Origin of the sequence: cf. Phormidesmis sp. LEGE 11477 (genome assembly GCF_015207105.1) — a bacterium.
In the GTDB taxonomy this organism is placed as follows: Bacteria; Cyanobacteriota; Cyanobacteriia; order Phormidesmidales; family Phormidesmidaceae; genus Phormidesmis.
In genome coordinates this window covers 1-4,248 of record NZ_JADEXO010000215.1, presented here as the reverse complement: position 1 = coordinate 4,248, position 4,248 = coordinate 1, and the positions used below count along the sequence as shown (strand labels likewise).

Genomic DNA, 4,248 nt, shown 5'->3' with positions numbered 1-4,248 from the left:
GTCTTCCTGCTGATGCGGGCAACACCTGGCGACCCGGTCGATGCGCTGCTAGGCCCGCGTGCGCCAGAAGCCGCCAAGCAAATCATGCGAGCCAAGCTAGGGCTCGATCAGTCGCTAATCCAGCAGTATGTTGACTATATCGCCCAGCTATTTACGTTCGATCTAGGCAGCTCACTAGCAAGTCAAGGGCAAAGCGTTTGGCAGATTATCGGCGACCATTTCCCAGCCACTGTAGAGCTGACTGTTTGTGGCATGCTAATTGCTGCGATAGTGGGTTTGACGGTGGGCGCGATCGCGGCTTCTCTGCCAAATACAGTTTTTGATGCGGGCGGTAGAGTATTCGGCATTGTGACCTACGCGGTGCCGATGTACTGGTTTGGCATGATTTTGCAGCTAGTGTTTGCGGTACAGCTACGCTGGTTCCCGATCGGCACGCGCTTTCCGCTAGGTCAGCTCGCACCCGATGGGCCGACGGGGCTCTATCTGCTCGACAGCTTGCTAAATGGAAATCTAGTGCAGTTTGGGACGACGCTGTACTACCTAGCGCTGCCGAGTTTGACGCTAGGTGTGCTGATCAGCGGCGTGTTTGAACGAATTGTTCGAGTGAATTTGAAGCAGACGCTGAAGGCCGATTATGTCGAGGCGGCAAGAGCTAGAGGTATCTCGGAGTTTCGGATCATTACCGCGCATGCCTTGAAGAATGCCATGATCCCGGTGATTACGATTTTGGGCTTAACTTTTGCTTCTTTGCTGGGCGGTGCGGTGCTTACAGAGGTGACGTTCTCTTGGCCAGGGCTAGCCAATCGGCTGTACGAAGCGATTAGTCAGCGGGACTATCCCGTTGTGCAGGGCCTGATGGTTTTCTTCGCAGCGATTGTGGCGATGGTAAGTATTGCGATTGACATCTTGAATGCGTACGTCGATCCGCGTATTCGCTACTAAGTGAGGCTAGATTAGCTCTGTCGCAGGCCAGTTTAGAAGGATTTGCGAGTCTCGTGGAGCATGAACGAGCTTAACGCTGGAAAATCTGCTATTTTCAGATACTGATAGGTATTTTCCTCCTAAATATCTGCTATGTCATAGGTCACAGACTTTGGCGGCAGACTTTGGTGATATGAGTCCTATTAATTCAAAGCCAACGCCTTTCTGTCGAAATACGAGTATCGAAATGCCGTCGTTGAGATGCCGTTTGTCTTGGCAGTCAAGTGGGCCTGAAGGAGACAGACGTTTGTGTAAGTGGTTTGGAATTTGTTGTGTAAGTGGTCTGGAATTTGTGCGATCGCCTGGGTAGTCCTCTCCCTGCCCGCTCAAGCAGCGTGCAGGCTGTTTTCAGAACCTCAGCGGTTTAATACTCAAGTGGTGGGCGATGTGATTGTGATTGGCTATCAGCCAAATCGGCCCTACCGCGTGGTGGTGCAAGATGGCTCGGCGGCAACGCTAGCTAGGCTAAGAGGCTGTGTGCTAGATGCCTACCTAACGCGATCGCCCGCCGGTAGCTATATTCACATCGCTAGCTTCAGCCAGCGCCAAGATGCCGAAACGATCCGTCGAATATTGCGACGTGATGGCTATCCGGTTCGAGTGATCTACAGGCGTTGATCTAATGGATTCTCGTTGATCGATCGAACCACACTTCAGCCGAGCCCCAGCCAAACTAGAAGCTAAGCGACGATAGAAAACAATTACAGAAAAACAGCTATAGAAAAAAATACAGAAAAACAATTACAGAAAATCTTATGTTCAAAGTTCGACCCACCTTGCTGTTTATGGCACTGCTGGGACTGATGATCTGTCTATTGCCAGCCTATGGACAGCTATCGAGGGTTGAGGGGCCTCGCTGGCTAAGCGTTACTCAGATCAACGGCGACGTTACAATTGTCCCTTTTGGTAAGAACGTTCGCCGGGCCCAGATGGGCGATCGCCTTAGCCAGGTGGGCGATCAGGTGATCACCGGACAAAACTCTTCTGCCCAGCTAACGGTCGATCAGGGTATTGCCAGTATCTCTGTTGCTGAGAGAACCCAACTGCAAGTTCGAACGCTGAGCATCACTAGGTCTGGCGGATACATCACCGAGCTGCTCGCGCTAAGAGGTCAAGCTAGGCTTAGGGTTCGCCCCTTTACTAGTCCCGATAGCAGGTTAGAGATATACACACCTGCAGGGGTCAGCGGCGTGCGCGGTACAGACTTTGGCATTACTGTGCAGCCCGATGGCAAAACCGGCGTAGCGACTCTAGAAGGCAGCGTCACTCTTAGCGCCCAAAATCAAACTGTGCTGGTCGGCACCGAACAGCAATCAACGGCGAGTCCTGGAGAGCCCCCCACTCCGCCTGAGCCGCTGAGAGACGATCCTTCGCTCTCTATTTCTGCGCTGAAGCCGATTAGCGACGGCTCTGTACAAGTTTCAGGATCTACAGACCCCGTTAACCTATTAGAAGTAGCTGAAGCGCGTCGCGTTTTAGATGAGGGCGGCCAGTTCGATCTCACCGTCGCGCTGCCGCGAGATCGTCGTGTTCGTATCCAGGTGACTACGCCTTTAGGGACTCAGCAAGCCTACGAACTAGCGGTGCCGTGATTTTTAAAATGGGCAGACAATCAAAAAAGTTCAGCCGCCTAGTTCCTGGACTGATCGCTAGTGGGCTGGTGATATTACTGCTATCTGTTCAAGCCTGGGCTCCGATAGAGCGAATGGTCAACAACCAGGTGCTTCGCTGGCAAGGTGCTCATGGATGGGATAGCCGTCTGGTGATGATCAGCATCGACGATAAAACGATCGATCGAGTTAGGCAGTTCCCCATCTCTCGTAACTACTACGCTGATTTGCTAGAGATCTTAAGCAAAACCGACGCAGGCAAGTCTAACGTAGTAGCCTTTAACTTAATTTTGTCTGACAGTGTTGTCTCTGACAGTCCGCCTCCCGAGTTTATTCCCCCGACTGCAGAAGCGAACAAAACTAGCTGGATGCTTGGCCGCTCGGCGACAGTGAATATGGCCGAGGCGATGCGCCAGCACGGCCATGTGGTGTTAGGCCAGATATGGGACGCAGAAGGAAATGCGATTGAGCCAGCGCCTGTCTTGGCCGACGCTGCGATCGCCATGGGCCATCTACGGATTCCTTTTGATCGAGATGGGTTTACTCGTTCGGTAGAAGTCTTTTATCAGGGCCTGCCCGCACTGGGCATGGCAACGGTGCAAGCCTATAGCCTAGCGTCTGGAACAGGCCACATTCCTAGCAATCTCAATAGCTTTCAAATCAACTGGCCGGGCCCGGTTAGCGATCTACCAACGTTCAGCCTGATAGATGTGCTAGAGGGCGCTGTTCCTCCTGATTTTCTTGCGAACAAAATTATCTTTGTCAGCTACGGAGCAACCTCTGGCCATACGCCTGTGCGATCGCCATTTGACTATCGCTGGCCCGTTCCCGGCGGCTATATGCATCCGGCAGTCGTTGACAATCTGCTTAATCGCAACTGGCTGCGGCCTATTCCTATGCGGATTGTGCTGCTGTTGCTGCTAGTCGGCGGGCCGATCCTAAGCAGAGTTCTGTTTGGCCGCAATCAGCTGGTTCAACTGGCGATTGCCCTGGCGACCACAAGCCTTTGGCTTTTGGCCTGTATGATCGCGCTGCAAGTGGGCTATTTACTGCCGCTGACCTCACCAGCGGCGGTGATCCTCGGTACGTATCTATTTGTGGCTGTTTGGTCTCGGCTGCAGGCGAATGCGCTGCTGCAGGTTCGATCGGCTTTCCTAAACACGGTGAGTCACGAAATTCGCACGCCGCTAAATGCGATTGTGAATCTGTCTGAAATGCTGCAAGAAACGCCATTGGATGACCGTCAAAGGGAATATGCACAGACCCTGCATGGCAGTAGCCGCACGCTGATGGCATTGATCAACGACGTGCTTGACCTTTCTAAGATCGAGTCAGGGCACCTGACGATAGAAGACTATCCAGTCGACTTAGTTGAAGTCATCGAAGGCAGTATTGAACTGCTAGCCCCTAGAGCGGCAGCCAAAAATATTGAACTGGTTTACGCGATCGCGCCCAGTGTGCCAGCGCTAATTGAGAGCGACCCAGTGCGTCTACAGCAGATTTTGAGTAATTTGCTGAGCAACGCAGTGAAGTTTACTGCCGTCGGCGAAGTCAGCGTACGGGTATACGCCACCCGCTGTCATCAATCGCATAGCGACAGGCTCTGGCGGCGATGGCTCCCAAACATTGCCTCTAACTTGCCTGACTGGCTGCCGAC

4 protein-coding genes are annotated in these 4,248 nt (G+C 52.8%); all 4 read left to right on the top strand.

The features are described 5' to 3' along the window. The coding region (locus IQ256_RS28595; protein WP_193859078.1) for an ABC transporter permease at window positions 1-942 on the top strand (942 nt) is incomplete at its 5' end. 294 nt (window positions 943-1,236) lie between these two features. Beyond that, window positions 1,237-1,599 (top strand): SPOR domain-containing protein, encoded by a 363-nt coding sequence (locus tag IQ256_RS28590; RefSeq protein WP_228025379.1) that lies wholly within the window; start codon window positions 1,237-1,239, stop codon window positions 1,597-1,599. A 137-nt stretch (window positions 1,600-1,736) separates the two neighbouring features. Further along, window positions 1,737-2,573, top strand: coding sequence for a FecR domain-containing protein (locus IQ256_RS28585; RefSeq protein ID WP_193859076.1), 837 nt, complete (start codon window positions 1,737-1,739; stop codon window positions 2,571-2,573). 8 nt (window positions 2,574-2,581) lie between these two features. Continuing rightward, on the top strand, window positions 2,582-4,248 hold a 1,667-nt coding region (locus IQ256_RS28580; protein ID WP_193859075.1), incomplete at its 3' end, for a CHASE2 domain-containing protein.